Source organism: Thauera chlorobenzoica, from assembly GCF_001922305.1.
Lineage (GTDB): Bacteria > Pseudomonadota > Gammaproteobacteria > Burkholderiales > Rhodocyclaceae > Thauera > Thauera chlorobenzoica.
This window is the reverse complement of sequence record NZ_CP018839.1, coordinates 804,510-830,674: the sequence shown is the minus strand read 5'-3', so window position 1 is coordinate 830,674 and position 26,165 is coordinate 804,510. Positions and strand designations below refer to the sequence as shown.

At 68.5% G+C, this 26,165-nt stretch carries 21 protein-coding genes; 8 read left to right on the top strand and 13 right to left on the bottom strand.

Annotated features, from left to right (window positions below):
- The 5 genes from Tchl_RS03975 to Tchl_RS03955 are packed head-to-tail and all read right to left on the bottom strand — an operon-like array spanning position 1 to position 5,568.
- On the bottom strand, positions 1-270 hold the full coding sequence (locus Tchl_RS03975) for a K+/H+ antiporter subunit F (RefSeq protein WP_075147256.1): 270 nt from the start codon (positions 268-270) through the stop codon (positions 1-3).
- Positions 267-794 (bottom strand): Na+/H+ antiporter subunit E, encoded by a 528-nt coding sequence (locus tag Tchl_RS03970; RefSeq protein ID WP_075147255.1) that lies wholly within the window; start codon positions 792-794, stop codon positions 267-269. The genes Tchl_RS03975 and Tchl_RS03970 overlap by 4 nt, the downstream gene beginning before the upstream one ends.
- The gene (locus Tchl_RS03965; RefSeq protein ID WP_075147254.1) at positions 791-2,314 is read right to left on the bottom strand and encodes a monovalent cation/H+ antiporter subunit D; all 1,524 of its coding nucleotides are present in this window, start codon (positions 2,312-2,314) and stop codon (positions 791-793) included. The genes Tchl_RS03970 and Tchl_RS03965 overlap by 4 nt, the downstream gene beginning before the upstream one ends.
- A complete protein-coding gene (locus tag Tchl_RS03960; RefSeq protein WP_075147253.1) occupies positions 2,311-2,706 on the bottom strand; it encodes a Na+/H+ antiporter subunit C in 396 nt (131 codons plus the stop codon). Before Tchl_RS03960 ends, Tchl_RS03965 begins: the two co-directional genes overlap by 4 nt.
- Complete coding sequence (locus Tchl_RS03955; protein ID WP_075147252.1) at positions 2,707-5,568, bottom strand: monovalent cation/H+ antiporter subunit A; 2,862 nt, start codon at positions 5,566-5,568, stop codon at positions 2,707-2,709.
- A 286-nt stretch (positions 5,569-5,854) separates the two neighbouring features.
- Between Tchl_RS03955 and Tchl_RS03950 the strand changes: the two genes are divergently transcribed.
- Positions 5,855-6,586, top strand: a complete 732-nt coding sequence (locus Tchl_RS03950) for an IclR family transcriptional regulator (RefSeq protein ID WP_232311708.1) — start codon at positions 5,855-5,857, stop codon at positions 6,584-6,586.
- A 39-nt stretch (positions 6,587-6,625) separates the two neighbouring features.
- Here the strand turns inward: Tchl_RS03950 and Tchl_RS03945 are convergent, their stop codons facing one another.
- The 4 genes from Tchl_RS03945 to Tchl_RS03930 all read right to left on the bottom strand — a co-directional run bounded on the left by Tchl_RS03945 (position 6,626) and on the right by Tchl_RS03930 (position 12,808).
- On the bottom strand, positions 6,626-7,231 hold the full coding sequence (locus Tchl_RS03945; RefSeq protein WP_075147250.1) for an indolepyruvate oxidoreductase subunit beta: 606 nt from the start codon (positions 7,229-7,231) through the stop codon (positions 6,626-6,628).
- Positions 7,232-7,241: 10 nt separating this feature from the next.
- Positions 7,242-9,110, bottom strand: a complete 1,869-nt coding sequence (locus tag Tchl_RS03940; RefSeq protein WP_075147249.1) for a thiamine pyrophosphate-dependent enzyme — start codon at positions 9,108-9,110, stop codon at positions 7,242-7,244.
- Between the two features lie 179 nt (positions 9,111-9,289).
- Positions 9,290-10,366, bottom strand: coding sequence for a D-alanyl-D-alanine endopeptidase (pbpG, locus tag Tchl_RS03935; protein ID WP_075147248.1), 1,077 nt, complete (start codon positions 10,364-10,366; stop codon positions 9,290-9,292).
- A gap of 168 nt (positions 10,367-10,534) precedes the next feature.
- On the bottom strand, positions 10,535-12,808 hold the full coding sequence (locus Tchl_RS03930) for an NADP-dependent malic enzyme (RefSeq protein WP_075147247.1): 2,274 nt from the start codon (positions 12,806-12,808) through the stop codon (positions 10,535-10,537).
- 401 nt (positions 12,809-13,209) lie between these two features.
- On the opposite strand from Tchl_RS03930, the gene Tchl_RS03925 reads away from it, so the two are divergent.
- On the top strand, positions 13,210-15,057 hold the full coding sequence (locus Tchl_RS03925) for a phosphoenolpyruvate carboxykinase (GTP) (RefSeq protein ID WP_075147246.1): 1,848 nt from the start codon (positions 13,210-13,212) through the stop codon (positions 15,055-15,057).
- A 103-nt stretch (positions 15,058-15,160) separates the two neighbouring features.
- Here Tchl_RS03925 and Tchl_RS03920 read toward each other — a convergent pair whose 3' ends face one another.
- Together Tchl_RS03920 and ampD are read right to left on the bottom strand one after the other, a co-directional pair.
- Complete coding sequence (locus Tchl_RS03920; RefSeq protein ID WP_075147245.1) at positions 15,161-15,961, bottom strand: lytic transglycosylase domain-containing protein; 801 nt, start codon at positions 15,959-15,961, stop codon at positions 15,161-15,163.
- A 363-nt stretch (positions 15,962-16,324) separates the two neighbouring features.
- Positions 16,325-16,942: a 1,6-anhydro-N-acetylmuramyl-L-alanine amidase AmpD gene (ampD, locus tag Tchl_RS03915; RefSeq protein WP_408646118.1), complete on the bottom strand. Its 618-nt coding sequence runs from the start codon at positions 16,940-16,942 to the stop codon at positions 16,325-16,327.
- A 258-nt stretch (positions 16,943-17,200) separates the two neighbouring features.
- On the opposite strand from ampD, the gene Tchl_RS03910 reads away from it, so the two are divergent.
- The 4 genes from Tchl_RS03910 to Tchl_RS03895 all read left to right on the top strand — a co-directional run bounded on the left by Tchl_RS03910 (position 17,201) and on the right by Tchl_RS03895 (position 21,687).
- Positions 17,201-19,951 carry a molybdopterin-dependent oxidoreductase gene (locus Tchl_RS03910; protein ID WP_075147244.1) on the top strand — a complete coding sequence of 917 codons (2,751 nt, stop codon included), beginning with the start codon at positions 17,201-17,203 and terminating at the stop codon, positions 19,949-19,951.
- A gap of 121 nt (positions 19,952-20,072) precedes the next feature.
- Positions 20,073-20,633, top strand: a complete 561-nt coding sequence (locus Tchl_RS03905; RefSeq protein ID WP_075147243.1) for a DUF2889 domain-containing protein — start codon at positions 20,073-20,075, stop codon at positions 20,631-20,633.
- Between the two features lie 15 nt (positions 20,634-20,648).
- Positions 20,649-21,170: a MaoC family dehydratase gene (locus tag Tchl_RS03900; protein ID WP_075147242.1), complete on the top strand. Its 522-nt coding sequence runs from the start codon at positions 20,649-20,651 to the stop codon at positions 21,168-21,170.
- Positions 21,171-21,258: 88 nt separating this feature from the next.
- Entirely contained in the window at positions 21,259-21,687 is a 429-nt protein-coding gene (locus Tchl_RS03895; RefSeq protein WP_160113138.1) for an acyl-CoA thioesterase, read from the top strand.
- A 90-nt stretch (positions 21,688-21,777) separates the two neighbouring features.
- On the opposite strand, the gene Tchl_RS03890 is transcribed toward Tchl_RS03895, so the two are convergent.
- Positions 21,778-22,893 carry an S-(hydroxymethyl)glutathione dehydrogenase/class III alcohol dehydrogenase gene (locus tag Tchl_RS03890; protein ID WP_075147240.1) on the bottom strand — a complete coding sequence of 372 codons (1,116 nt, stop codon included), beginning with the start codon at positions 22,891-22,893 and terminating at the stop codon, positions 21,778-21,780.
- Positions 22,894-23,157: 264 nt separating this feature from the next.
- Between Tchl_RS03890 and Tchl_RS03885 the strand changes: the two genes are divergently transcribed.
- Positions 23,158-24,213 (top strand): porin, encoded by a 1,056-nt coding sequence (locus tag Tchl_RS03885; protein ID WP_075147239.1) that lies wholly within the window; start codon positions 23,158-23,160, stop codon positions 24,211-24,213.
- A 68-nt stretch (positions 24,214-24,281) separates the two neighbouring features.
- On the opposite strand, the gene Tchl_RS03880 is transcribed toward Tchl_RS03885, so the two are convergent.
- Positions 24,282-24,956, bottom strand: a complete 675-nt coding sequence (locus Tchl_RS03880) for an SDR family oxidoreductase (RefSeq protein WP_075147238.1) — start codon at positions 24,954-24,956, stop codon at positions 24,282-24,284.
- Between the two features lie 172 nt (positions 24,957-25,128).
- On the opposite strand from Tchl_RS03880, the gene fdhE reads away from it, so the two are divergent.
- Complete coding sequence (fdhE, locus tag Tchl_RS03875; RefSeq protein ID WP_075147237.1) at positions 25,129-26,037, top strand: formate dehydrogenase accessory protein FdhE; 909 nt, start codon at positions 25,129-25,131, stop codon at positions 26,035-26,037.
- The last annotated feature ends 128 nt before the right edge of the window (positions 26,038-26,165 follow it).

Here is a 26,165-nt window from a genome sequence, read left to right as displayed (position 1 = left end):
TCATTCGATGACGTCGCCGCGCAGGATGAAGCGGCAGTAGGCGACGGTGGAGATGAAGCCGAACATCGCGAACAGCAGCGCGGCCTCGAAGAACATCGTGGTGCGCTGCTCGATGCCGAACAGGATGATCAGGGCGATGGCGTTGATCACCATGGTGTCGACCGCCAGCACCCGGTCCATCACCGTGGGTCCGCGCCACAGGCGCCACAGGTTCAGCAGCAGGGCCAGCGAGACGGCGAAGAAGCCGAAGTCGAGGGCAGGCTCGATCATGGAAAGATCTCCTTCAGGCGGGCCTCGTAGCGCTCTTTCATCTGGCGCACCGCATCCTCCGCGTCGGGCGCGTCGAGGCAGTGCACGAGCAGGCTGCGGCCGTCGGCGGAGAGGTCGCAGGACACCGTGCCCGGGGTCATCGTGATCGTCCCGGCGAGCATCGTGATCGCCTCGGGCGAGCGCAGCTCCAGCGGCAGCGCGACCCAGCGCACGCGCAGGCGCTCGTTGCGGCGGAACAGGATCAGGCGCGCGACCTGGAGGTTGGCGACGATCACGTCCCACAGCACCAGCGCGGAGTAGGACAGCACCTTGCGGTAGGCGCGCACCGGCGGGCGCCCGGGCCAGAAGTCGCTGGTGGCGATCGGGATCAGCAGCCCCAGGCCCAGGCCGACGAGCAGCCCGCCGACGCTGAAACTGTTGAGCAGCAGCATCCACAGCGCCACCAGCACCAGCGTCAGCAGCGGATGCGGCAGCCAGCGCGCAGCCCGGCTGCGCCCGCCCCCGGCGGCAGAGTTGCGGCTCATCGGTGGGGTCCTCCCGCGGCGCCGAGCACCGCCTCGATATAGCCCGCCGGGGCGTAGAGCTGCGCCGCGGTGAGTTCCAGCCAGCGATGCAGCGGGCCGGCGAAGACGGTCAACGCCACCAGCCCGGCGAGCAGGCTGCCGACCGCAACGAAGGGCAGCGCCGGTGCCGGACGGTAGGCCGGAGGCCCCGCCTCAAGCGCGCTGCACTTCCAGAACAGCAGGCTGCCGGCACGCGAAAAGCCAACGATGGCGATCAGCGAGGTGCCCAGGATCAGGCTCCAGAACCAGCCCGCCTGGGTGGCGGTGCGCGCGCCGTCGAGGATCAGCAGCTTGCCGATGAAGCCCGACAGCGGCGGCATCCCGGTGATGCCGATGGCGGCGACGAAGAACAGGCCGGCGACCAGCCCCCCCTGCGCCAGCCGCGGGGCGAGGTCGAAACGGTCGCGGTGCACGCCGCGGCGCTCGGCCACCAGGTCCGCGATCAGGAACAGGGCCGCGGCGGCGAGGGTGGAATGGAGCAGGTAGTAGAGCGCGGCGGCGGTCGCCTGCACGGTGAACAGCGCCACCGTCGCCAGCAGCATGCCCATCGAACCGATCACCGCGAAGCTCGCCATCTGCCCCAGGCTGCGCGCCGCGAGCACGCCGAGCATGCCCAGCACCAGGGTCAGCAACCCGGCCGGCAGCAGCCAGGGTGCGGCCAGCCAGGCCGCGCCGCCGGCCTCGGCGCCGAAGGCGAGGATGTACAGGCGGAGGATCGAATAGGCACCGACCTTGGTCATGATCGCAAACAGCGCCGCCACCGGTCCCGGCGCATTGGCATAGGTGCCGGGCAGCCAGAAGTGCAGCGGCACCAGCGCCGCCTTGAGCGCGAACACCAGCAGCAGCAGCACCGCCCCGGTGTGGAGCAAGGCCTGGTCGGCGGCGGCGACCTGCGGCACCTTGAGCGCCAGGTCGGCCATGTTGAGGGTGCCGGTGACGCTGTAGATGAGGCCGACGGCGATCAGGAACACCGAGGAGCCGATCAGGTTCGCCACCACGTACTGCACTCCGGCCTTCACCCGCAGCCCGCCGCCGCCATGCACCATCAGGCCGTAGGAGGCGATCAGCAGGACCTCGAAGAACACGAACAGGTTGAAGAAGTCGCCGGTCAGGAAGGCGCCGTTGAGGCCCATCAGCTGGAACTGGAACAGCGGATGGAAGTGCCGCCCGCGCTCGTCCCAGCCATTGACCGCGTAGCCCAGCACTGCCAGCCCGAGCACCGCGGTCAGCACCAGCATCAGCGCCGCCAGGCGATCGAGCGCGAGCACGATGCCGAACGGCGCCGGCCAGGCGCCGAGGGCATAGACGCGGACCTCGCCATCGGCCGACATCACCAGCAGCGCGAGGCCGGCCGCGAGCAGCAGCACGCCCGAGGCGAGGGCGAAGATGCGCGCCAGCAGCACGTCGTGGCGGACGGCGATGACGAGCACGGCACCGACCACCGCCGGCAGCAGGATGGGCAGGATCAGCCAGTGGTTCATCGCCGCTCTCCGCCAGCGGCCCGGCGCGGGCGCTGCTTCCAGTCGTCGACGCGGGCTTCGGGGTCGGCGTCGCCGGGCAGATCGACGTGGTCGTTGCCGGTTTCGAGGTAGGCGCGCAGCGCCATCACCACGATCACCGCGGTCATGCCGAAGGAGATCACGATCGCGGTCAGCACCAGCGCCTGCGGCAGCGGGTCGACGTAGCCGATCGCCTCGGCGCCGATCACCGGCGGCCGATTCACCGCCAGCCGGCCGGTGGCAAAGAGGAAGAGGTTGACCGCATAGGTCAGCAGCGACAGGCCGAGCACCACCGGGAAGGTGCGCGCGCGCAGCACCAGGTAGAGGCCGGCGGCGGTCATCGCGCCGATCGCGGTGGCGACGAGAAATTCCATTCAGTTCTGCTCCTGGGGCGGGACCGCGCTCGGGTCGATGTCCATCGGCGCCTTGTTCACCGGCAGGTGGCCGGCGCGCCGGCCCATCCGCGACAGGTTGGCGAGGGCGAGCATGACCGCGCCGACCACGGTCAGGAACACCCCGGTATCGAAGGCCATCGCGCTCGCCAGCTCGAACTCGCCGACCAGCGGCAGGTGGAAATGGCCGAAGGTGGAGGTCAGGAAGGGCTGGTCGAGCACCATCGCGCCGATGCCGGTGACGGCGGCGATCAGCACCCCGGCGCCGATCAGGGCGTGGTAATCGACCTTGACCCGCTGCGCCGCCCAGCCGAAGCCGCTTGCCATGTACTGCATGATCAGCGCGATCGACACCACGAGCGCGGCGATGAAGCCGCCACCGGGCTGGTTGTGGCCGCGCAGGAAGATGTAGGCCCCGACCAGCAGCGCCAGCGGCAGCATCACCCGGGTCGCCACCACCATGATCATCGGGTGGCGGTCGACCGACACCGGCAGATCCGGCGTCCACGCGCTCAGCCGGCGCCCGACGCGGCCGTGCAGCGCGCCGTCGAGGAGCGCGTAGATGGCGAGCGCGGCGATGCCGAGGACGGTGATCTCGCCGAAGGTGTCGAAGCCGCGGAAGTCGACCAGGATCACGTTCACCACGTTGGTGCCGCCTCCGCCCGAAACCGCGTTTTCCAGGTAGTAGCCGGACAGCGAGCTGCCGTCGCGGGTCAGCATCGCCCAACTCGCCAGCGCCATCCCCAGGCCGGCGGCGCCGGCCAGCACGCCGTCGCGCAGATGGCGCAGCGGCTGGCGCTCGATGCTGGAGCTGAGCGGCCCTTCCTTGGGGAGGAAATACAGCGCCAGCAGGATCAGGATCACGGTGGCGACTTCGACCGAAATCTGGGTCAGGGCGAGGTCGGGCGCGGACAGGTAGAGGAAGGCGACGCAGACGATGAGGCCGACCGCCCCCACCGCCACCACCGCGAGCAGGCGCTTGCGATAGAGCAGGAGGGCGAGCGCGCAGCCGCCCAGCAGCAGCACCCAGGCGACCACCGCGACCGGCACCGCGGGCAGCAGCGCGCGCGTACCCGCGCCATGGGGCGCGGCGGAAAAGGCGGCAAAGCCGGCGGCGGTCACCGCCCCGACCAGGAACGCCACCGAGCGCTGCTGGGAACCGTTATGGACGCCGTGGATCAGCCGCCGGCTGCCCGCCACCGCGGCGGCGAGCACGCCATCGAAGATCGCCTTGGCCTCGGGATGGGCCCCCGCCTGCCACAGCGCGCGCAGCCGCGGATAGGCGACGAGGGCACCGCCGCCGACCGCCAGCGCGATCGCCGACAGGCCCAGCGCCGGGGTGAAGCCGTGCCACAGCGCGAGCTGGTAGTCGGGCGCCGCGCCGCCGGTGACCGCGCCCGACACCACCGCCACCAGCGGCCCGGCGAGGGTCTCGGGGAACAGCCCGATCAGCACCACCAGCGCCACCAGCAGCGCCGGCGGCAGCCACATCCCGGCGGGGGGGTCGTGCGGCGGGTGCGGGTAGTCGTCGCGCTTGGGGCCGAAGAAGACGTGCACGATGTAGCGCAGGGAATAGGCCACCGAGAAGCAGGCCGCGAGCGTGGCCAGCGCCGCCACCCCCCAGCCGTTGCCCAGCCACGCGGTCGCGGCCGCCTCGTGCAGCATCATCTCCTTGGAGAGAAAGCCGTTCAGCGGCGGCAGGCCGGCCATCGACGCCGCCGCCACCAGCGCCAGCGTCGCGCTCACCGGCATCAGCTGGAGCAGGCCGCCGAGGCGGCGGATGTCGCGGGTGCCGGCCTCGTGGTCGACGATCCCCGCGTTCATGAACAGCGCAGCCTTGAAGGTGGCATGGTTGAGGATGTGGAACACCCCGGCGACCGCCGCGAGCGGCGTGCCGAAGCCGAACAGCATCGTCACCAGGCCGAGATGGCTGACCGTGGAATACGCCAGCAGCCCCTTCAGGTCGTCCTTGAACAGGGCGATGAAGGCACCGATCAGCATCGTCAAGAGGCCGGTGGTGGCGACCAGGTAGAACCATTCCGCGGTGCCGGCGAGCACCGGCCACATCCGCGCGAGCAGGAACAGGCCGGCCTTCACCATGGTCGCCGAATGCAGGTAGGCCGACACCGGGGTGGGTGCCGCCATCGCGTGCGGCAGCCAGAAATGGAAGGGGAACTGGGCGCTCTTGGTAAAGCAGCCGCCGAGGATCAGCAGCAGCGCCGGCAGGTACAGCGGCGAGGCCTGGATCGCTTCCTTCTGCTGCAGGATGTCGGTGAGGTTGTAGGAGCCGGCGATCTCGCCCAGCATCAGCATCCCGGCGATCATCGCCAGGCCGCCGGCGCCGGTCACGGTGAGCGCCATGCGCGCGCCCTGGCGGCCTTCGGGGAGGTGCTTCCAGTAGCCGATCAGGAGGAACGACGACAGGCTGGTGAGCTCCCAGAACACCAGCAGCAGCAGGATGTTGTCCGACAGCACGATCCCCACCATCGCCCCCTGGAACAGCAGCAGGTAGCTGTAGAACGTCCCCATCGGGTCGTCCTTGGCGAGGTAGAAGCGGGCGTAGACGATGATCAGCAGGCCGATCCCCAGGATCAGCCCGGCAAAGAAGAAGCCCAGCCCGTCGAGGAAGAAGTTCGCCTCCAGGCCGAGCGCGGGCAGCCAGCTCCAGCCCGCGTGCACCACTTCACCGCGGAACACCGCCGGGGCGTGCGAGAGCAGCAGGGCGAAGGCGAGCAGGGTGAAGGCGAAGGTGGCGGTCGCACAGGCGTTGCGCCCGGCACGGATCATCAGCGCCGGGAGCAGCGCGCCGATAAAGGGCAACAGCACGACCAGGACAAGGTTCATCGATCAGTCCGCCGGCGCCGGACGGCGCCGATAGGTTGCACGGCAGGCCACGGCAGCGCCCGCCGGGACGGGGGCAGGCCGCGGCCGCGAAGATTCGGGGCAGAGTATATCGTCGTCGCCCCGTACTCACTACACGGCAATGCATTTCATTAGGCGAAATCAACCCGGGCGGTTACCATCCTCGTTCACCGCAACCCGAGTCAGCGCCACCGCCGTGCCCACGCCGAAGAACGATCCCGCCCCTCCTGCCAGCGAAGCCAAGAACCCGATCCAGGTCATCGACCGGATGATGAAGCTGCTCGAGGTGCTGGCCCAGCATGCCGACCCTGTGCCCTTGAAGCAGCTCGCGCTCGAGACCGGGCTGCATCCGTCCACCGCGCACCGCATTCTGGGGGCGATGACGCAGAGCGGCTTCGTCGAGCGCTCGGACGCCGGAGTGTATCGGCTCGGCATCCGCCTGCTCGAACTGGGCAGCCTGGTGAAGTCGCGCATTTCGCTGCGCGAGACGGCGATGCCGCTGATGCTCAGGCTGCACGCGGCGACCGGCGAGAGCGTCAACCTGGGGATCCGCGACGGCGACGAGATCGTCTATGTCGAGCGCACCTCGAGCGGACGCTCCTCGGTGCGCGTGGTGCACATCGTCGGCGCGCGCGCGCCGCTGCACACCACCGCCACCGGCAAGCTGTTCCTGGTCGAGGACGGGCTCGAGCGCATCCGCGACTACGCCCGCCGCACCGGCCTGCCGGCGTCCACGGCGGCCTCGATCACCTCCCTGCCCGCACTCGAAAAGGAGCTCGACCGCGTCCGCCGCCATGGCGTCGCCTTCGACCTCGACGAAGTGGAACCGGGGGTGCGCTGCATCGGCGCCGGCATCCGCGACGACTCCGGCGCGCTGATCGCCGGCCTGTCGCTGTCGACCCCGTCCGAGCGCTTCAACCCCGACTGGGCCCCCCTGGTGCGCGAGACCGCGGACGAAATCTCCCGCGCCCTGGGCCACGCCCCGCCGCACGCCGGCTGAACCGGCGCCGCGGCGGCTTCGCGCCCCGGCGGTGCGACCTCAGGCGGCGGCGCCCATCCGGGCGACCGCGGCACGCCCCAACTCGAAGGCCTGGCGGTTGAGGTCGACGAGCGCCGGCTTGCGCACGCCGAAGCGCGCCAGCACCGCGTTGCGCAGCACGTCGGCGGGAAAGGGCAGGCGGTCGGACATCGCCCCCAGCATCACGGTGTTGCCCAGGCGGATGTTGCCCAGCTGGAGCGCGAGCGCGCTGGCGTCGAAGTCGGACACTTCGACCCCCAGCGCGCGCATTTCGGCGATCGGATCGGCCGGGTAGTCGTAGAGGCCGATGGTGACCACCGGCGGCACGAAGCGCCCCTGGTTCACCAGGGCGACGCCGCCCGGCTTCAACATGTGGGACCAGCGCAAGGCTTCGGCGGCCTCGAAGCCGACCAGCAGGTCGGCCTCCCCGGGCACGATCTGCGGCGACAGCACCTGGGGGCCGAAGCGCAGGTGCGAGGTCACCACCCCGCCGCGCTGGCTCATGCCCGCAACTTCGGTCTTCTTGACGTCGAAGCCGAGCGACAGCGCCGCCTCGGCGAGGATTTCGGTGGCGGTCATCACGCCCTGGCCGCCGATGCCGCAAACCGCGATGTTGGTGATGGTCATGGTCGGTTCCTCAGATCTTCGCGTGCAGGAATTTCACCGGATGCTCGGGCGCGGCATGGACGATCGCCTCCGGCGCGCAGGGCTGCACGCACAGGCCACAACCGGTACACGCCGAAGTCTCGATGCGGGTGAAGGCGAGCTCGACTTCCTTGCCGGAAGGCTTCACTTCCTTCGCCCGGCGGGTGACGTGGATCGCCGGACAGCCGACGTCGAGGCAGTTGCCGCAGCCGGTGCACTGGTCGGCGATGACCTTGTAGGGCTGGGCCGGCTGGTAGTCGTCGATCAGCACGCACGGGCGGTTGGTGATGATCACCGAAGGCTCGCGGACCTTGGTCTCCTCGCGCAGCGTCTTGAACAGCACCGGCAGCTGGTAGGGGTCGAGCACATGGATGCGCTCCTTGTTCACCCCCAGGGCTTCGCACAGCTTGGCGAAATCGATGCGCGGCACCGTCTCGCCGTGGATGTCGCGGCCGGTGCCCGGGTTGTCCTGGCCGCCGGTCATGCCGACCGCGCGGTTGTCGAGCAGCAGGACGGTGACGTTGCCCCGGTTCCAGGTGATGTCGAGCAGGCCCTGCATGCCCATGTGCATGAAGGTCGAATCGCCGATCACGGCGACCACGGACTTCTTCGCGTCGGCTTCACCGCGGCCCTTGTCCATGCCCAGCGCCACCCCCATCGACGCCCCCATCGAGATGCAGGTGTCGAGCGCATTCCAGGGCTGGCCCGCCCCCAGGGTGTAGCAGCCGATGTCGCCCGAGATGGTGATGTTGCGCAGCTGGGCAAGGGTGTAATAGATCCCCAGGTGGGGACAGGCGACGCACATCGTCGGCGGACGCGGGAACACCTGCTGTGGCGCCAGATGCGCCTTCGCCGGCACGGGTTCGCCGAGCAGGCGGGCGACCGCCGGGCGCAACACGTCGGGCGAGAGCTCGCCGACCCGGGGCAGCGTGTCCTTGCCGGAACAGGCGATGCCCGCGGCGCGCAGCTCGTTTTCGACCAGCGCCTCGGTCTCTTCGACCACCAGGAGCTGATCCACGCCGGCGGCCAGTTCGCGCACGCGCTCGAGCGGCAGCGGATAGGACTGGCCGAGCTTGAACACCGGCGCCGCGGGAAAGGCTTCGCGCACGTGCATGAACGCCGGCCCGGAGACGACGAAGCCGATGCGCCGGTCCTCGCCTGGCAGCAGCACGTTGAACGCGCTTTCCGTGCTCGCGGCACGCAGCGCCTCTTCGCGCTCGTGCATCCGCGCCACGCGCGGCTTGGCGTTGCCGGGCACCATCACCCAGCGCTGGGGGTCCTTGACGAAGCCGCCCGGTTCGTGGGTTTCGCGCTCGCCGGCGATCACCCGGCCCTTGACGTGGCAGATGCGGGTGGTCAGGCGCAGGATCGCCGGGCAGCAGAAGCGCTCCGACAGCGCGAACGCCGCGCGCGTCATGTCGTACGACTCCTGCGCGTCGGCCGGCTCGAACAGCGGCAGATGGGCGAAGCGTGCCCAGAAGCGCGAATCCTGCTCGTTCTGCGACGAGGACATGCCGACGTCGTCGGCCACGGCGATCACCAGGCCGCCTTCGGTGCCGGTGACGGTCATCGTCATCAGCGCATCGGCGGCGACGTTGAGTCCGACGTGCTTCATCGCACAGAACGCGCGCGCGCCCACCATGGAGGCGCCGAGCGCCACTTCGAGCGAGACCTTCTCGTTGATCGACCACTCGGTGTACAGGTCCGGATAGCGCGCGAGCACCTCCAGGATCTCGGTCGACGGCGTGCCCGGATAGGCGGCGGCGACGCGGCAGCCGGCGTCGCGCACGGCGAGCGCAACGGCGTCGTTACCGGACAGGAACAAGCGGCTCGGGGCCGGTTCGGGGAGGGCTGCACCCATGGAAGCTTCCTCTCGTCAGTCGTTTCGTAAGTCGAACCCGCGAGTCTAGTCGGCGCATCCGTGCCTCCGATTGATCTTGGTCAACCGGGTGCACGGACGCGCCGGCCAGCGGGGGTCCCTGAAACGGGGAGGAAGTGGCGGGCCGCAGCGCCGGCGCGCGTCCTGCGCGCGAGCGCCGGCTAGCCGCCGGAGAGGTGCCGCGCCGACGCCAGACGCTGGGGCAGCATCTGCTCGAGCCACTTGCGCACGCGCTTGGCGTCGGCGGTGCGGGTGTAGCGCCCGGCCGAATCCATCAGCACCATCACCACCGGCTGCTGGTTCAGCCAGGTCTGCATCACGAGGCAGCGGCCGGCCTCGGAAATGTAGCCGGTCTTCGACACGCTGATCGCCCATTCCGGGCTCTTCACCAGCGCGTTGGTGTTGCCGAAGCGCATCGAATGGCCGCGCACGGCGACGTAGCGCTCGGGCGCGGTGGAAAACTCGCGGATCAGCGCGTAGGACGAGGCCGCGGACACCAGCCGGGCGAGGTCGCGCGGGCTGGAGACATTGGCCGGGTTGAGGCCGGTGCTGTCGTGGAAGCGGGTGCTCCACAGCCCGAGCAGGCGGGCCTTGACGTTCATCGCCTCGATGAAGGCGTGCTCACCGCCCGGGTAGTTGCGTGCCAGCGCGGAGGCGGCGCGGTTTTCCGACGACATCAGCGCCAGGTTCAGCATTTCCTCGCGCGTCAGCGCGGTGCCGAGCGACAGGCGCGAGCCGGTGCCTTTCAGGTGGTCGATGTCGTCGCCCGTGATGCTCAGGCGCTCGGAGAGGCTCTGCCCGGCATCGAGCACCACCATCGCGGTCATCAGCTTGGTGATCGAGGCGATCGGCAGCACCGCGCCGCCATTGCGCTCGAGCAACACCTCGCCGGTATTCTGGTTGACCACGTAAAACGCGCTCGAGCCCAGCTCCGGCAGCGCGCCGGCGGAGTCCGCGCCCTCCTTGCCGTGGTCGAGGGCGGCGGCCGCTGGCGCGGTGATGGTTTTTTTCGCTGCAGCCCGCACCGCCGCGGGCTTCTTCGCTTTTGCCCCGGCCTTCTTCTTGGTTACGGCGCGTTTCGCCGACGGCTTGGCTGCGACCTTCGGCTTGGCGCTGCTTTTTGCAGCCGCGTGCTTGCTCGCCGGCGCACTGCTGGCGGAAGTCGATGCCGCACCGACCACCCCGGTTTGGAGCGCAAACAGCGCTGCGAACACAGCGCCGAGGAATCTGAGCTTCATGGTCGACAGCCCGGTGAAGGATTGCGGAATGTTTCTATTTAAAAAATAAGCAGATACAAATTTATTTTCAAGTATTTTCGAAATCTGCCGGGAAATTTTCCCACATTCCGCTCCTGCCCGCCCTGACGCGCATCGAAAATACGCCGATGCGCGCCGGAAGCAGAAGGCTCAGCCGGCCTGCCCGGCCTCCACCACCGTCAATGCAGTCATGTTGATGATGCGGCGCACCGTCGCCGAGGGGGTGAGGATATGCACCGGCTTCGACGCCCCGAGCAGGATCGGGCCAACCGTCATGCCCTCGCCGGCGGCGTTCTTGAGCAGGTTGAAGGCGATGTTGGCCGCATCGAGGGTGGGGAAAATGAGCAGGTTGGCGTCCTCGCGCATCCTCGCGTTGGGGAATATCTGCAGCCGGTGCTTCGCATCCAGCGCCGCGTCGCCCTGCATTTCGCCTTCCACCGGCAAGCCGGGATGCTCGGCGTGGAGGGTGCGCAACGCCGCCCGCATCTTCTCCGCGGTGGGCGAGTCGGCCGCACCGAAGGACGAGTGCGACAGCAGCGCCACCCGCGGCTCGATGCCGAAGCGTTTCATTTCCTCGGCGGCAAGCAGGGTCATCTCGACGATCTGCGCCGGCGTCGGATCGTAGTTCACGTAGGTGTCGGCGAGGAACAGGGTGCGCTCGGGCAGGTTCAGCAGATTCACCGTGTACAAGTGATTCACCCCCTCGCGGCGGCCGAGCACGGTCTCGACGAACTCGCGGTGCAGGCGGTGCATGCCGTAGGTGCCGCAGATCAGGCCGTCGCCGTAGCCGAACTTGAGCAGCAGCGTGCCGATCAGCGTGGTGCGCCGGCGCACTTCCTTCTTGGCGTATTCCACCGACACCCCGCGGCGCTCCATCAGGCCGTGGTAGTGCTGCCAGAGCTCGTTGAAACGCGGGTCCGAATCGGGGTTGACGAGTTCGAAATCGCTATCGACGGCGATGCGCAGCCCGAAGCGCTCGATGTTGTGCATCACCACGTCCGGGCGGCCGATCAGGATCGGGCGGGCGAGACCTTCGTCCACCACCTGCTGCACCGCGCGCAGCACCTTCTCCGATTCGCCCTCGGAGAAGATGATCCGCTTCGGATTCATGCGTGCGGCGGCGAACACCGGCTTCATGATCAGGCCGGAATGCCAGACGAAGTTGTTGAGCTGGCTGCGATAGGCGTCCCAGTCGCTGAGCGGGCGCGTGGCCACGCCCGAGGCGACCGCCGCTGCGGCGACCGCGGGCGCGATCTTGACGATCAGGCGCGGATCGAAGGGGCGCGGGATGATGTACTCGGGGCCGAAACCGCCCACTTTCTCACCGTAGGCGGCGGCGACGATGTCGCTCTGCTCGACGCGCGCCAGTTCGGCGATCGCCTTCACCGCGGCAAGCTGCATCGCGTCGGTGATCGTGGTCGCGCCGACGTCAAGCGCGCCACGGAAGATGAAGGGAAAGCACAGCACGTTGTTGACCTGGTTCGGGTAGTCCGAACGGCCGGTGGCAATGATCGCATCGCCGCGCACCGCCTTGACCTCTTCGGGGAGGATCTCCGGGGTCGGGTTGGCGAGCGCGAGGATCAGCGGATTCGCCGCCATCTTCGCCACCATCTCGCCCTTGAGCACGCCGCCGGCCGACAGGCCGAGGAAGACGTCGGCGCCGTCGATGACTTCGGCGAGCTTCCTGGCCTCGGTCTTCTTCGCGTAGCGTGCCTTGATCGGGTCCATCAGCGCGCTGCGGCCCTCGTAGACCACGCCCTCGATGTCGGTGACCCAGATGTTGTCGACCGGCACCCCGAGCTTGACCAAGAGGCCGAGGCAGGCGAGCGCCGCGGCGCCGGCGCCGGAGGTCACCAGCTTGACCTTCTTGAGGTCCTTGCCCTGCAGGTGGAGGCCGTTCAGCACCGCGGCGCCGACCACGATCGCGGTGCCGTGCTGGTCGTCGTGGAACACCGGGATCTTCATCCGCTCGCGCAGCTTCTGCTCGATGTAGAAGCACTCGGGGGCCTTGATGTCCTCGAGGTTGATGCCGCCGAAAGTGGGCTCGAGCGCGGCGATCATGTCGATCAGCTTGTCGGCGTCGGGCTCGTCGATCTCGAGGTCGAACACGTCGATGCCGGCGAACTTCTTGAACAGCACCCCCTTGCCTTCCATCACCGGCTTCGCCGCGAGCGGGCCGATGTTGCCCAGGCCGAGTACCGCGGTGCCGTTGGTGACGACGCCGATCAGGTTCGAGCGCGCGGTCAGCTCGGCGGCCTGCGCCGGGTCCTCGACGATCGCGTCGCAGGCCGCGGCCACGCCGGGCGAGTAGGCCAGCGACAGGTCGCGCTGGTTGGACAGCACCTTCGTCGGCATCACCGAGATCTTCCCGGGGCGCGGGTAGCGGTGGTAGTCGAGGGCCGCGGTGCGAAGCAGTTCATCCATGAGTGTCCTCCCGTCTCGTCGTTGGAGTGCCGTGCGCCAGAAGTGGAAGCTGCCGCGCCGGCGAGCGCGCAGCCCCGATCCCGGTTGCGCCAGGCTGCAAAGGATAACGCGGATCACGCATCTTCCGCATTACGAAAAACAAAATTGCGATGTGAAAACAGACCGTTTCAGTTTCATACAGAATCTGATCAACGATCGTCGCCCCGCCATTCATCGAAGCCCTCCGGTCATGGCATAATCACGGGCTTTCGCCGATTGCGGTTTACCCTCGGGACCGCCGCGGTCGCGTAAACGGGCGCCGCCGCGCCCGTGCAGCCCGCCGGCCAGGCGGCCTCCTCCTGCAGCGCTGGCCGACCGACGGGGATGGTTTTGCACCACAGCACACGGGAGAGCTGTAAATCATGACTCAAAGCCACGCCACGGCGGCCATTGCCGCCGCACCCGACTATGTTCGCCACGAAGGCCTCAAGAAGTGGGTCGGCGAAATCGCCGCGCTCACCGAGCCCGATCGTGTCGTCTGGTGCGACGGCTCCCAGGAAGAATACGACCGCCTGTGCGCTGAGATGGTCGCCTCCGGCATGCTGATCAAGCTGAACCCGGAAAAGCGCAAGAATTCCTACCTCGCCTGCTCCGACCCCTCGGACGTCGCCCGCGTCGAAGACCGCACCTTCATCTGCTCGCAGAACCAGGCCGACGCCGGCCCCACCAACAACTGGGAAGACCCGAAGGTCATGCGTGGGACCCTGAACGACCTGTTCAAGGGCTCGATGCGCGGGCGCACGATGTACGTGGTGCCGTTCTCGATGGGGCCGCTCGGCAGCCCGATCGCCCACATCGGCATCGAAATTTCCGACAGCCCCTACGTCGCCACCAACATGCGCACGATGACGCGCATGGGTCGCGGCGCGATCGAGGTGCTCGGCACCGACGGCGACTTCGTCCCCTGCGTGCATAGCGTCGGCGCCCCGCTCGCCCACGGCGAGAAGGACAGCCGCTGGCCGTGCAACCCGACCACCAAGTACATCGTGCACTTCCCCGAGACGCGCGAGATCTGGTCCTACGGCTCGGGCTACGGCGGCAATGCCCTGCTCGGCAAGAAGTGCTTCGCCCTGCGCATCGCCTCCACCATGGCGCGCGACGAAGGCTGGCTCGCCGAGCACATGCTGATCCTCGGCGTCGAGTCGCCCGAAGGCGAGAAGACCTACGTCGCCGCCGCCTTCCCGTCGGCCTGCGGCAAGACCAACTTCGCCATGCTGATCCCGCCGAAGTCCTTCGACGGCTGGAAGATCTCCACCGTCGGCGACGACATCGCCTGGATCAAGCCGGGCAAGGACGGCAAGTTCTACGCCATCAACCCCGAAGCCGGCTTCTTCGGCGTCGCCCCGGGGACGTCGGAAAAGACCAACTACAACGCGATGGCGACGCTGAAGGAAAACATCATCTTCACCAACGTCGCCCTGACCGACGACGGCGACGTGTGGTGGGAAGGCATGTCCAAGGAAGCCCCGGCGCACCTGATCGACTGGCAGGGCAAGGACTGGACGCCGGAAATCGCCAGGGAAACCGGGCGCAAGGCGGCGCACCCGAACTCGCGCTTCACCGCCCCGGCCGGCCAGTGCCCGTCGATCGACCCGGCCTGGGAAGACCCCGCCGGGGTGCCGATCTCGGCCTTCATCTTCGGCGGCCGTCGCGCCACCACCGTGCCGCTGGTGTACCAGGCGTTCAACTGGAACTACGGCGTCTACATGGCCGCCACCCTGGGTTCCGAAACCACCGCCGCAGCCTTCGGCGCACAGGGCGTGGTCCGGCGCGACCCGTTCGCGATGCTGCCGTTCTGCGGCTACCACATGGGCGACTACTTCAACCACTGGCTGAAGATGGGTCACGTGGTCGAGAACACGCCGAAAATCTTCTGCGTGAACTGGTTCCGGATGAACGAGAAGGGCGAATTCATGTGGCCCGGCTTCGGCGAGAACATGCGCGTACTGAAGTGGATCGTCGACCGCTGCAAGGGCCGCATCTCCGCCAAGGAGACCGCGCTCGGCTGGATGCCGCGCTTCGAGGATCTGGACTGGACCGGAGCGGACGTCACCCGCGAAGAGTTCGATGCCCTGACCCAGGTCGATGCACAGGCGTGGAAGAGCGAGCTGAACCTGCACAAGGAATGGTTCGACAAGCTGCAAGACCGTCTGCCGCGCCAACTGGTCCTGAAGCGCGAGCTGTTCGAACTGGCGCTGAACGCCGACTGACCCGCGCCGCAGGCGCAGTCGTCAAAAAAGCGCCGCATGCGGCGCTTTTTTCGTTTTTTCGTCCCCGTGCAAGCGCGTTGCGGCAAGCGGGGCGGCGGCGGGATCAGCTCGCCTGCCCGGCCTCGCCGCGCGTGCCGGCGCTGCGCCCGGCGATCGTCATCAGGCGCTTCTTCAGCGCCATGACCTTGCGCGTGTAGCGTGCGTTGGGGTCCTTGAGGGCGCCGTTGTAGTACTGCAGCGCGCGCTGCATGCTGCCGTAGCGCTGCAAGCCTTCGTGCAGCACAAGGGTGCCGACGCGTACATTCACTTTCGGGTCGAACAAGGCGTTTTTACTGCGCTGCGGGCCGATCTTGTCCTGGTGATAGCGCGGAATCACCTGCATCAGCCCCTGCGCGCCCATGTTGCTGACCGCGCGCGGATTGAAGCTGGACTCCACCGCCATGATCGCGACGATCAGCAAGGGATCGAAGCCGAGTTCCTGCGCCGAAGTCTCGGCCGCGACCAGTGCGGGAACGAGGGCGGTTTCGGAAACCCGGTAGGTGTCGGCGATCCAGTCGCGCACCCGGGCCATCTCGGTCGACAAATCATCGGCTGCGCGCGCAAAAGGATCGGCCGCCAGCGCATCGAGCCCCCGCACCCTGACCAGCGAGCGTCCCGCGCCCGCCGCCTGGACCGGAGCGGGCGCCAGCTGGACGGCCGCACTCAGCGGCGCGGCGCGCTCGGCTGGCGCCGGCGCGGTGTCCGCAAAGACCGTGGAAAACCGCGCGTGCCCGGCGGCATCGTCCTGACCGGCCATCTGCGCCATGCCCAGCAGGCCGAAGGAAAGAACCGCGGCGTGCGCCATGCTGAGCACGGCGCCGCCCGTCTCGCGGGCGAGCGTATCGAATCGAGTTGCGTGTTTCATGGTGTCCTCCATGCTGTGGCCGGAGCCGCTGCCTGAGGAGCCTCCCGTATCGGGGGATCCGAATCGCCCTGCACGGTAGGCAGGGCGAGCGCCATGCAGCGGATGGGCCGCAGTGGCGGGCAGACATGCTCGGTCGCCAGTAGGTGTCAAGCCCATCGCCGCAACCAGACGACGGGCCCCGCGGTGCGTGCGTCCATGAAACTGCGTCTCCCCTGCGAGGAAGGCGCCGCACCGTAACGAGTAGAAATACCGGAACAGGCCGGAATAGAAATGCTGCATAGCAACAGGGAGCGGATTTTATTGTCCAGCAAACATTTTGTCAAAACATATCTGCTGCCGCCCGGCCTTCCTCCCCCTCCCCCGCTAGATCCGCCGCCCCAGCGCGCGCGCGAGCGCCGCCCAGTCGAAGCAGGGTCCGGGGTCGGTTTTACGGCCCGGCGCGATGTCCGAATGCCCGACCACGCCCTCGACCGGGTAGCGCCGGCACAACATCCGGAGCAGATCGGCCAGGCGCCGGTACTGCGCCGGCTCGAAAGACCGGGTGTCGCAGCCTTCGAGTTCGATGCCGACGGAAAAGTCGTTGCAGCACTCACGCCCTTCCCAGCACGACACGCCCGCATGCCAGGCACGCCGGTCCGGATCGACGAACTCGATCAGCCCCCCGTCGCGGCGGATGAAGTAATGCGCCGATACCCGCAGACCGTGGATGGCGGCGTAATAGGGATGGGCTGCGGGGTCGAGCGTATTGGTAAACAGCTGCTCGACTCCGGGGCCGCCGAACTCGTCGGGCGGCAGGCTGATCGCGTGGATCACGACCAGACGGACCGTTTCGCCCTCGGGGCGGGCATCGTGGTTGGGCGAATCAACCCGGCACCACGCGCCGGCAGCGCCGCGCCCGGCACTGCGCCAGGAGGCACCATCGGGCACAGGCAAGGGCAGCGGAACCCGCGTGCGCACTTCGTCGATCGGCTTTTTCGTCACTGCCCGGGATCTCCGGCACCGCTCTGCGTGGGACCGACAGCCTATGCGGAGCGGGCCGCCGGCAGCAAGCGCTGTCAACAAGACTTGCACATTCACGCCGCCGGACCGCCACGCCCCCACCCGCACCCCTCGCGGAAACACCAACCTTGACTTTTCCACCCCCTTCGCAAAGAATGACTGAACGGTCATTCATATTTGCTGCCTGCCCATTCCGGACTCCCGGTAACGGCTGCGCCAGCAGGAGGGAGGAAGGTCGCCATGCAAACGGTATCAAACGTTGAATCACCGGCAGTGAAGCGGGTTGCCGGCTACTGCTACCAGTGCGTGGCCGGACCGGATCTGTTCAAGGTCAAGGTCGAAGACGGCGTGGCGACCGCGATCGAGCCCAACTTCGACGCCGAAGGCGTGCACCCGGCCGACGGCCGGGTCTGCGTCAAGGCCTTCGGCCTGGTACAGAAGACCTACAACCCGAACCGCGTGCTGAGCCCGATGAAGCGCACCAACCCGAAGAAGGGGCGCGACGAAGACCCCGGCTTCGTGCCGATCTCGTGGGACGAGGCGCTCGACATGATCGCCGCCAAGCTCAACACGGTGTGCGCGAACGGGCTGCTCGACACGTCCGGCTACCCGCGCGTGGCGGCGAGCTTCGGCGGCGGCGGCACCCCCACCGCCTACATGGGCACCTTCCCCGCCTTCCTTTCCGCCTGGGGGCCGGTCGACCTGAGCTTCGGCAGCGGCCAGGGGGTCAAGTGCACCCACTCCGAACACCTCTACGGCGAGCTCTGGCACCGCGCCTTCACCGTCTGCCCGGACACCCCGCGCACAAAATACGTCGTCTCCTTCGGCAGCAACATCGAGGCCTCCGGCGGCGTGTGCGGCGTCTGGCGCCACGCCGCGGCACGCGTCGAGCAGGGCATCAAGCGCGTCCAGGTCGAGCCCCACCTGTCGATCACCGGCGGCTGCTCGGCCGAGTGGGTGCCGATCAAGCCCAAGACCGACCCCGCGTTCATGCACGCGATGATCCACGTGATGCTGTTCGAGAACGCGCGCACACGCCTGGACATCGACTTCCTCAAGCACATGACCGCTTCGCCCTACCTGGTCGCGCCCAACGGCTACTACCTGCGCGATCCGGACACGCGCAAGCCGCTGGTGTGGGACCTGAAGCGCGCCGCCGCGGTGCCGTTCGACACCGCGGACACCGACCCCGCGCTGGAAGGCTGTTTCGCCGCCAACGGCCTCGAACTCGGCGCCGACGGCGAGCGCTTCGAGCACACCGGGGTCAGCGTCAGCACCGCGTTCGGCAAACTCCTCGAACACGAGCGCGAATTCACCCCGGAATGGGCGGCGAAGGTTTGCGACGTCCCCGCCGGCACCATCCGCCGCGTCGCCAACGAATACCTCGACCACGCCCAGATCGGCGCCACCATCGAGATCGAAGGCCGCACCCTGCCCCTGCGCCCGGTGGCGATCACCCTGGGCAAGACCGTCAACAACGGCTGGGGCGGCTACGACTGCTGCTGGGCGCGCACCCTGATGGCCTGCCTGGTCGGCGCCCTCGACGTCCCCGGCGGCACGCTGGGCACCGCGGTGCGCCTGAACCGCCCCGCCAACGACCGCCAGAGCAGCGCCAAGCCCGGCCCCGACGGCTTCATGGACTACCCGTTCAACCCCACCGACAAGGAAAACTGGGTCTCCCGCCCGCAGATCCGCAACGCCAACCGCACCCTCGTGCCGCTGGTGGCGAACTCGGCCTGGAGCGCGGCGCTCGGCCCCACCCACCTCGCCTGGATGCAGCAGGTGCAGGGCTTCGAGCACTTCCCCGAGCCGACCCAGCCCGAGGTCTGGTTCTTCTACCGCACCAATCCGGTGATCTCGTTCTGGGACACCCCCCAGGTGGCGAAGACGCTGGAGCGCTTTCCGTTCGTCGTCGCGTTCACCTACACCCGCGACGAGACCAACCACTTCGCCGACATCCTGCTGCCCGACTGCACCGACCTCGAAGGCCTGCAGCTGATGCGCATCGGCGGCACCAAGTACGTCGAGCAATTCTGGGATCAGCAGGGCTTCGCCCTGCGCCAGCCGGCGGTTTCACCGCAGGGCGAGGCGCGCGACTTCACCTGGATCACCACCGAGCTGGCGCGGCGCACCGGCGTACTCGAAAACTACAACAAGGCGATCAACAAGGGCGCCGCCGGGGTGCCGCTGAAAGGGGCGGACTACGACTACTCGCTGCCCCTCGACCAGGCCCACAGCGTGGAGACGATCTGGGACGCCAGCTGCCGCGCCGCCAGCGCCGAACTCACCGGCGGCACCGAGGACCACGGCCTCGACTGGTGGCGCGAGCACGGCTTTCGCACCATCGGCTTCCCGCGCCTGCAGTGGTATCTCTACCCCCACCTGGTCGATCACGGCCTGCGCTTCGAGATGCCCTACCAGGAGCGCATCCTGCGCGTCGGCACCGAGCTCGGCCGCCGCCTCCACGAAGCCGGCATCCAGTGGTGGGACCGCCAGCTCGACGAATACCGCCCGCTGCCCGAGTTCCACGATTTCTCGCACCTGATCAAGGACGCGGTGATCTCCAACCTCGGCGGGCGCGAGGAAGACTTCCCGTTCTGGCTGCTGACTTCGCGCAGCATGCAGTACGCCTGGGGCGGCAACGTCAGCCTGCAGATGGTGCGCGAAGTCGCCGCCAACGTCGCCGGCCACCGCGGCGTGATCATGAACCCCGCCTCCGCGGCAAAGCTCGGCATCGAGGACGGCGACCTGATCGAAGTGCGCTCGCCGCTGCGCGCCACCCGCGGCCGCGTGGTGCTGCGCCAGGGCATCCGCCCCGACACCTTGCTGATGATCGGCCAGTTCGACCACTGGGCGACGCCGACGGCGAAGGACTTCAAGGTCACGAGCATGAACAGCCTGGTGCCGATGCTGCTCGACCTCACCGACGCCACCGGCTCGGCCGGCGACATCGTGCCGGTGGGGGTGAAGCGGGTCGGTGGCGGGCAATGACGGCGCGCGCACCCTGCCACCGCGCCAGGGGTTGGCATCTCCTGATCCGCTCCCCGTATCATGCGGGCTTTGCCATTGCGGCGGCGGAGTCCGCCGCCGCTCCGTAAAGGGAACCGGAACAATGTTTGGAGGCAGCGAGCGCGAGCTGATGCACACGCGACAGATCACCTGCCGCGCGTATCGGCGCAAGGACGGGCTGTGGGAAATCGAGGCCACGGTGACCGACGAAAAAGCCCATGAGATGGTGTTCCGCTCGCGCGAGTCGGTGCAGCCGGGGAGGAATCTCCACGACCTGACGATCGCCTTCCTGATCGACGGCGAGTTCACCATCCGCGACGTCGAGGCCCGGATGCAGACCGCCCCCTGGCCCACCTGTCCGGAAAGCCTGGCCGCCTACCGCCGCCTGATCGGCCTGCAGATCGGAGCGGGCTTCATGCGCCAGGTGCGCGAGCGCGTCGGCGGCGAGGAAGGCTGCGTGCACCTGACCGACCTCATCACCCAGGTCGGCAACACCTACACCCAGGCCTCCTGGCCGGACCGGATCGCCCGCCAGCTCGCGGCCGAACCCGACCCCCGGCGCTGGACCGACCCGCGCGTGACCGCCTTCGTCGGCGAGTGCAAGGCCTGGCGCCACGGCGGCGACACCGTGCGCCGCGAATATCCGGAACTGGCAAAGGACTGACGCCCCCACACGACCATGACTGAACAATACAAACCGACCGCCCCCGAACCCACCCACCCGGGCACCTTCTCCACCCCGATCGACGACCGCTACTTCGAGGACTACCTCCCCGGCGCCGTCCACCGCTTCGGCGAAATGCGGGTGACCGAACGGGAAATCATCGAGTTCGCCCGGCGCTACGACCCACAGGACTTCCACACCGACCCCGCCAAGGCTGCCGGCACGGTGTTCGGCGGCCTGATCGCCAGCGGCTGGATGACCTGCGGCCTGATGATGCGGATGTACGCCGAGCACTACCTGAGCGCCAACGCCAGCCTGTCCTCGCCCGGGCTCGACGAGCTGCGCTGGCTCGTGCCGGTGCGCCCGGACGACGTGCTGAGCACCCGGGTCACGGTGATCGAGGCGCGGCGCTCGGCGTCGAAGCCGGACCGGGGAATCGTGCGCTCGAAAATCGAAGTGCTCAACCAGCGCGGCGAAGTCGTGCTGAGCATGCTCGCGGTCAACCTGGTCGGCTGCCGGACCACCCCCGGGGCATGACGATCCGCGGGCCGAGGCCGTCGGCCGCGGCCTCTGCCCGATGCCGGCCGCAACGCCGGAACCGCCCCCGCCACGAAAAGGACCCCGCGTGCTCGCCAACACCCGAACCCTGCAGGTCGAATTCGGCCATTGTGATCCGTCCGGAATCGTCTTCAACCCGCATTACTTCGTCTGGTTCGATTTCTCGGTGCATGCCCTGCTCGGGCGCGCCGGGCTGACGCTGAAATCGATGATCGACGAGTTCGGCATCGACGGCATCCCCCTCGTCGACAACCAGGCCCGGTTCAAGGCGCCGTCCCGCTGGGGCGACGACATCGTCATCGAATCGAGGATTGCGGCGGTGCATCGCAGTGCGTTCGAGATCCGCCACCTCGTCCGCAACGGCGACACGATCGCGGTCGAATGCAGCGAAACCCGGGTCTGGACCGCGTTCGACCCCGAACAGGGGCGGATCCGGGCGAAGCCGCTGCCGCCGCGGATCGTCGCCCTGCTCTCGGGCGCGGCCCCCGGCGCCTGAAGCGCCCCGCCCGCGTTCTTCACCCCGCCGCCATCCGCAGGCGGCAGCCGTCGCGGGAGTCGGCCGCGGCGCCGGCGCGGGCGCGGGCGGTCAGAAATGGATCACGCTGCGGATGCTCTTGCCTTCGTGCATCAGCTCGAAGGCGCGGTTGATGTCCTCCAGCGCCATCGTGTGGGTGATGAAGTCGTCGAGCGGAATCTCGCCTCTTTGCGCCTTCTGCACGTAGGCCGGCAGCTCGGTGCGGCCGCGCACGCCGCCGAACGCGCTGCCGCGCCAGACCCGGCCGGTGACGAGTTGGAACGGCCGGGTGCTGATCTCCTGCCCGGCACCGGCGACGCCGATGATGGTCGATTCGCCCCAGCCCTTGTGGCAGCACTCGAGCGCGGCGCGCATCAGCCTGACGTTGCCGACGCATTCGAAGGAGTAGTCCACGCCGCCGTCGGTCAGGTCGACGATCACGTCCTGGATCGGCTTGTCGTGGTCGTTCGGGTTGACGAAATCGGTCGCGCCCAGCTTCTTCGCGATCTCGAACTTGCCCGGATTGATATCCACCGCAAGGATCCGCGCGGCCTTGGCCATGGTCGCACCGATGATCGCCGCCAGGCCGATGCCGCCGAGGCCGAAGATCGCCACCGTGGCGCCTTCTTCGACCTTGGCGGTGTTGAGCACTGCGCCGATGCCGGTGGTGACGCCGCAGCCGAGCAGGCAGACTTTTTCCAGCGGCGCGTCCCCGGGGATCTTCGCCAGCGCGATCTCGGGCACCACGGTGTATTCGGAAAAGGTCGACGTCCCCATGTAGTGGTAGATCGGCCGCCCCTGGTAGGAAAAGCGGGTGGTGCCGTCGGGCATCAGGCCCTTGCCCTGGGTCGCGCGCACCGCCTGGCAGAGGTTGGTCTTGCCCGACTTGCAGAACTTGCATTCACGGCACTCGGCGGTGTACAGCGGAATCACGTGATCGCCCACCGCGAGCGAAGTCACCCCCTCGCCGAGCGCCTCGACGATGCCGCCGCCCTCATGGCCGAGGATCGCCGGGAACACCCCTTCGGGGTCGTCGCCCGACAGCGTGTAGGCGTCGGTGTGGCAGACGCCGCTGGCGACGATGCGCACCAGCACTTCGCCCTTCTTCGGCGGCTCGACATCCACTTCGACGATCTGCAAGGGTTGGTTGGCCGCGAAGGCGACGGCTGCGCGCGATTTGATGGTCATGGCTCGGGACAGGGGCGGAGGGAAAGGTCGGGGCGGGATCGCTTCGTCCCTCGAATATAGCAGAGCGGATTCGGCGGCGGTCCCGGCGGCGCGCGCCGGCTGCCATCCCGGGCCGCCGCCCGGTTTGACGATCCGGCGCCAGCCGGTATCATGCCCGCCTTCTATGTTTGCACAAACATTAAAAATCCATCTGTGCGTGCGCTGCCGCGCGCCGGCTCCGCAACCGTCCCCGCCCGACGCCGACCTACAACCCGGAGAGCCCGCATGACCGGATCGATTCACCCCATCCCTTCCTTCGCCGCCGCGCTCGCGCTCGGCCTGGCGCCGCTGTGCGCGAACGCCGCAGACAACAGCGGTTTCAGCCTCTATGCATCGCTGCGCACCCAGATCGAATCGGTGGCGCCGGACCGCTCCAGCGCCTTCGATCGCTACCACGCGTTCCGTGACGCCTATTCCCGCTTCGGCATCCAGGGCACGCATACCGTCAATGAGCACCTGACCCTGTTCGGCCAGCTGGAAATGCCGCTCGACACCGCGAACCTGAGAGTCCGCGACCCCTACGACCAGGGCGGCGCCGGGCGCTCCAGCGGCGAGCGCTTCCGCCTCGCCCTGCTCGGCGTCCGCAGCGACCTGGGGACGCTGAGCTACGGCCAGCAATGGATGCCCTACTACAATGCGATCGCCGCCCCCGTCGATATGTTCAGTAGCTACTACAGCGGATTCGCCACCTATACCGTCTTCCGCCTGCGGGAAACCCTGGCTTACGTCAGTCCCGACCTGCACGGCCTGAGCTTCGCCATCGCCCGGGCGGCTGGCGACGGCAACCGCAGATCCACCTCCCGCATCGACGACGAACGGATACAGGCGAGCGCGACCTACGTCCTCGACGACACCCGGCTTGCCGTGGGGATGGACGACCGCGGCGATGCCGGGTACGGGCGGAACCGGCTGTACGGCCTGGCCCTCAGCCAGCGCCTGGGCAACCTTTATCTGGCGGCCAAATACGAGACCTTCGACACCGGCAACAAGTCGCCGGGCAGCTTTGCCCGCGACGGCAACGAGGCCATCAACCTCTTCGCCAGCTACACCGTCGGAAAAAACACCATCAAGGCGATGCTGGCCAAAGTCGACAATTACGGCGAGGACATCATCCACCTCGGCATCGACCACCAGTACTCCGAGCGCCTGAAAGTGTTCGTCGAGTACTACTACGAGCAGGAAACCGCCGCGATCACCGATGAGCGCGGCGGCCTGGCCGACTTCGACGGCAGCATCCGCGGCGGGAAGGCATTCATGACCGGCCTGCGCTACGATTTCTGATCGCCGCTACCGGGCCACGCCCAGGCGCCCCCCTGCGCTTTCCGCGCGGGGAACGGCCTGCGCCCGCCCTACCAGGGCAAGGCCTGCCCACGGTAGTCGATGAAGTGCACCCCGCCCCGCCCCGCAGCACCCGCCAGCACGCGGCACACCCCCGCGGTACTCGTGCCCACGTCCAGCGGCGCCTCGGCGCCGCCCATGTCGGTCTGCACCCAGCCCGGATGGAGGCAGAGCAGGGTCAGGCGGGTTTCGCCCAGACCGGCCCACAGGCTGTGCACGAGGTGGTTCAACGCCGCCTTGCTGGCACCGTAGAGGCGGTGCTGGGCCTGGGCCAGCTCCACGCTGCCCATCACCGAGCTCATGAAACCGAGCACGCCGTCCGGCGCGAGCCGCCCGAGCAGGCGCTCGGCCATCTGCACCGGAGCGATGGCGTTGGTCAGGAACAGCGTGCCGGCCTCCTCCGCGGTCGCCGGCGCGACCTGGCGGTGCGCCGGCCCCGGAATGCCGGCATTGATGAACACGAGGTCGAAGGTCCGGCCTTCCAGGCGTCCGGCCAGCGCTTCGCGGCTGGCGGGCGCGCAGATGTCCACGCGCTCGACCTCCACCCCGTCGAGCGCACCCAGCGCCTGCGCGCCGCGGTCGTCGCGGCAGGTCGCGACCACCTCCCAGTGCTGCTCGCGAAAGCGCCGCACGAGGCCCAGGCCGAGCCCCCGGGAAGCGCCGATGATCAGGGCGGTCTTGGTCATTGCAGCTCCTTCGGTCAGGAAAAACCTCGAGAATAGCGCGATCGCCAACGCCTGTTAACGGCGCCTGGCGGACGACACCGATGCGCCGGGCCACATCTTTTTTCGCCGTTTCCCTTGCGTTCGGCAGAACACAGCACCGATCATTGCGCACGCTTTCCATTGTTGAGAAACCATGAACACCCCAGCCACCGAATTGCAGTCGCCGGGCCAGGCCCCGGCGATCATCCTGCCCGATCCCGATCACGTTTTCCTTGCGCGTGCCGAGCGTTTCGAGGCGCTGGCCCTGCACCACGGCCTTGGCGAATGGCTCGGCTTCCTCGGCCGCCTCTCGCGCGCCCAGCACAAGGCCCTGGCGGCAGCCGGGCACGACCTGACCCCGCCCGCAGCGGACGTGCTGGCGCGGGCGCGCACGCACCGCATGCCCCCGATCAGCGTCGCCTCGTTCGAGCGCCCCGCGGTCTGGCGCGACATCCTGCGCGACATCGTCGGCGATCTCCTCGAGAACGCCCCGGTCGGCGCCCGCGACACGCTCGATGCGCTCCTCGTCACCAGCGCCGAGGAACTCGACAAACTGGCGGGGAAGCTCCTCGACGGCGAGCCCGATCGCGCCGACATGGCCCGCCTGCCCTACGTTGCGGCCGCGATCCAGGTGGTGCTCACCGCAATCGCCAGCCAGCTCGATGCCGCCGGGCTGGCGCTGATGGAAGCCCACAGCACCTGCCCGGTGTGCGGCAGCCACCCGGTCGTGAGCGTGATCCGCAGCGAGGGCCCGACCGCCGGCCTGCGCTACGTCCACTGCACCCTGTGCAACACCGAATGGCGCGTGCCGCACGCCACCTGCGTGACCTGCGGCGACAGCGAGAAGGTCACCCTCCACGAGATCGACGGCGACGACGGCATCGCCCGCGCCGAATCCTGCGGCGCCTGCGACAGCTACACCAAGCTCATCGTCCAGGGCAGGAACGTCCGCATCGACCCCATCGCCGACGACCTCGCCTCCGTCGCGCTCGACATGCTGGTCGATGACGCCGGTTTCGTGCGCAGCGGCCCGAACTACCTGCTCATCGGCGCGGCGGAGTAAGCCCCTGGCCAGCGCATCCCGGCTGCGGCCCGCCGGCGGAGGCGGGCCACGGCTTGCCCGGCCCCTTTCCCGAAACAAGCCGTCACGCGATTCGCCTGCCCGGCTTTCCGTGCGGGCGGATTGAAGAC

Excerpts from the sequence above, each read along its gene's own strand:
- Tchl_RS03920 (WP_075147245.1), bottom strand. The coding sequence starts at position 15,961 with ATGAAACACGCAACTCGATTCGATACGCTCGCCCGCGAGACGGGCGGC.
- Tchl_RS03925 (WP_075147246.1), top strand. The coding sequence starts at position 13,210 with ATGACTCAAAGCCACGCCACGGCGGCCATTGCCGCCGCACCCGACTAT.
- Tchl_RS03975 (WP_075147256.1), bottom strand. The coding sequence starts at position 270 with ATGATCGAGCCTGCCCTCGACTTCGGCTTCTTCGCCGTCTCGCTGGCC.
- Tchl_RS03900 (WP_075147242.1), top strand. The coding sequence starts at position 20,649 with ATGACTGAACAATACAAACCGACCGCCCCCGAACCCACCCACCCGGGC.
- fdhE (WP_075147237.1), top strand. The coding sequence starts at position 25,129 with ATGAACACCCCAGCCACCGAATTGCAGTCGCCGGGCCAGGCCCCGGCG.
- Tchl_RS03950 (WP_232311708.1), top strand. The coding sequence starts at position 5,855 with ATGATGAAGCTGCTCGAGGTGCTGGCCCAGCATGCCGACCCTGTGCCC.
- Tchl_RS03965 (WP_075147254.1), bottom strand. The coding sequence starts at position 2,314 with ATGAACCACTGGCTGATCCTGCCCATCCTGCTGCCGGCGGTGGTCGGT.
- Tchl_RS03955 (WP_075147252.1), bottom strand. The coding sequence starts at position 5,568 with ATGAACCTTGTCCTGGTCGTGCTGTTGCCCTTTATCGGCGCGCTGCTC.
- Tchl_RS03885 (WP_075147239.1), top strand. The coding sequence starts at position 23,158 with ATGACCGGATCGATTCACCCCATCCCTTCCTTCGCCGCCGCGCTCGCG.
- Tchl_RS03970 (WP_075147255.1), bottom strand. The coding sequence starts at position 794 with ATGAGCCGCAACTCTGCCGCCGGGGGCGGGCGCAGCCGGGCTGCGCGC.
- Tchl_RS03910 (WP_075147244.1), top strand. The coding sequence starts at position 17,201 with ATGCAAACGGTATCAAACGTTGAATCACCGGCAGTGAAGCGGGTTGCC.
- Tchl_RS03940 (WP_075147249.1), bottom strand. The coding sequence starts at position 9,110 with ATGGGTGCAGCCCTCCCCGAACCGGCCCCGAGCCGCTTGTTCCTGTCC.
- Tchl_RS03890 (WP_075147240.1), bottom strand. The coding sequence starts at position 22,893 with ATGACCATCAAATCGCGCGCAGCCGTCGCCTTCGCGGCCAACCAACCC.
- Tchl_RS03880 (WP_075147238.1), bottom strand. The coding sequence starts at position 24,956 with ATGACCAAGACCGCCCTGATCATCGGCGCTTCCCGGGGGCTCGGCCTG.
- Tchl_RS03930 (WP_075147247.1), bottom strand. The coding sequence starts at position 12,808 with ATGGATGAACTGCTTCGCACCGCGGCCCTCGACTACCACCGCTACCCG.
- Tchl_RS03945 (WP_075147250.1), bottom strand. The coding sequence starts at position 7,231 with ATGACCATCACCAACATCGCGGTTTGCGGCATCGGCGGCCAGGGCGTG.
- Tchl_RS03960 (WP_075147253.1), bottom strand. The coding sequence starts at position 2,706 with ATGGAATTTCTCGTCGCCACCGCGATCGGCGCGATGACCGCCGCCGGC.
- pbpG (WP_075147248.1), bottom strand. The coding sequence starts at position 10,366 with ATGAAGCTCAGATTCCTCGGCGCTGTGTTCGCAGCGCTGTTTGCGCTC.
- Tchl_RS03905 (WP_075147243.1), top strand. The coding sequence starts at position 20,073 with ATGTTTGGAGGCAGCGAGCGCGAGCTGATGCACACGCGACAGATCACC.